Annotated in this window: 2 protein-coding genes and 1 pseudogene; all 3 read right to left on the bottom strand. The window is 24.3% G+C overall.

The features are described from left to right. Positions 1 to 132: 132 nt before the first annotated feature. Positions 133 to 264: a hypothetical protein gene (locus CAMP5053_RS08160; protein WP_337217636.1), complete on the bottom strand. Its 132-nt coding sequence runs from the start codon at positions 262 to 264 to the stop codon at positions 133 to 135. Beyond that, positions 251 to 754, bottom strand: coding sequence for a hypothetical protein (locus CAMP5053_RS08155; protein ID WP_263667144.1), 504 nt, complete (start codon positions 752 to 754; stop codon positions 251 to 253). The genes CAMP5053_RS08160 and CAMP5053_RS08155 overlap by 14 nt, the downstream gene beginning before the upstream one ends. A 127-nt stretch (positions 755 to 881) precedes the next feature. Further along, positions 882 to 1,072, bottom strand: a pseudogene (locus CAMP5053_RS08150) (hypothetical protein); the annotation flags it as partial.

Below are 1,072 nucleotides of genomic sequence, written 5' to 3'. Positions count from 1 at the left end.
GTTAATTCTCATCCAATAATTTATAATAGAAAAGGCAATAAACACAACTAAAGCTGTAAGATAAAATTTTATGATAATAACAATGGATAGCAACGAACCTACAAAAATAGAAAACGTAATACTATCTCCCATTTAAACTCCTGTATTATAAAGCACAATATAAGCTTTATCTTTAAAATCAAGTTTAGCAATAAAATCTTTACTATAAAGTTTAAAATCCAAACCATAAGGAGTGAATTCTTGATAGTCTTTAAAGATTTTCATATACCACATACACACTCGCCATTAATAAAAAGATATTACACACAAACCCTATAAGCCAACTTAATTTTTTACGTTTTTCTTTTATGCTATAACATTTAAATAAATAAGCTTGTAATAAACTAGGAAATATGATAAATGTGATTACTAAAAAAAACATAGTTGCAAAGGTTAAAAATTTAAAATAATTACGCACTCTATATTCTTGCGGTGATAATTTTTCAACTTCTGGAGGATCAAGCAATACAAGCGATTTATAAAATTCAAGATCATAGCTAAGATAAAATATGATAACAATAGCCATAAAAAAGATAATGAAAGATATTAAAAAATAAGATTTTACAAATTCTTTTATATTAATCTTAATCCAATAATTTAAAACAGAAAAGACAATAAGAACACTTAAAGTCGTAAGATAAAATTTTATATTAGTAAAAGCAAGAATAAATCCAAATAAACCCCAAAAAATAGAAAGTGTAATATCTCCTCCCATTTAAACTCCTGTATTATAAAGCACAATATAAGCTTTATCTTTAAAATCAAGTTTAGCAATAAAATCCTTACTATAAAGTCTAAAATCCAAACCATAAGGAGTGAATTTTTGATAGTCTTTAAAGATGTTAATACATCACATACACACCCGCCATTAATATAGGATTACACACAAACCCTATAAACCAACTTAATTTTTTGCGTTTTTCTTTTATGCTATAACATTTAAATAAATAAGCTTGTAATAAACAAGGAAGTATAAAAAATGTGATTACTAAAAAAATAAAAGTTATACCACCTAAAAAATCAAAATAATTAT

The organism is Campylobacter sp. S4:11 (assembly GCF_024723695.1).
GTDB classification, from domain to species: Bacteria; Campylobacterota; Campylobacteria; order Campylobacterales; family Campylobacteraceae; genus Campylobacter_D; species Campylobacter_D jejuni_C.
This window is presented reverse-complemented; position numbering and strand designations above follow the sequence as displayed.